Annotated in this window: 1 protein-coding gene; it reads right to left on the bottom strand. The window is 70.3% G+C overall.

What is annotated here, in order from left to right:
• Positions 1–235 (bottom strand): FAD-dependent oxidoreductase (locus AC0IYH_RS32635; protein ID WP_471838502.1); only part of this gene is annotated, 235 nt, incomplete at its 3' end.
• Between the last annotated feature and the right edge of the window lie 21 nt (positions 236–256).

Raw genomic sequence — 256 nt, 5'->3', positions numbered from 1 at the left:
CGGTGAGAGCCTTGGCGACGACGGTCGCCTGATCGTTGGCGTTCTGGACGGATTCGAGCCGGATCGGCAGGCCGTCCGCGAACACGCTGGCGTGAAGCGCGCAGTCGCCGATCGCGTGGACGTGCGGCAGGCTGGTGGCGCAGTGGGCGTCGACCGCAACGCCGTTGCCACCCTCCGCGCCCGCATCGAGCAACGGTTGGACAGCGGGGACGATGCCGACGCCGACGATGACCATCTCCGCGGGCACGACCTCTCC

This window comes from Pseudomonas sp. AC463 (assembly GCF_979253585.1).
This window is presented reverse-complemented; position numbering and strand designations above follow the sequence as displayed.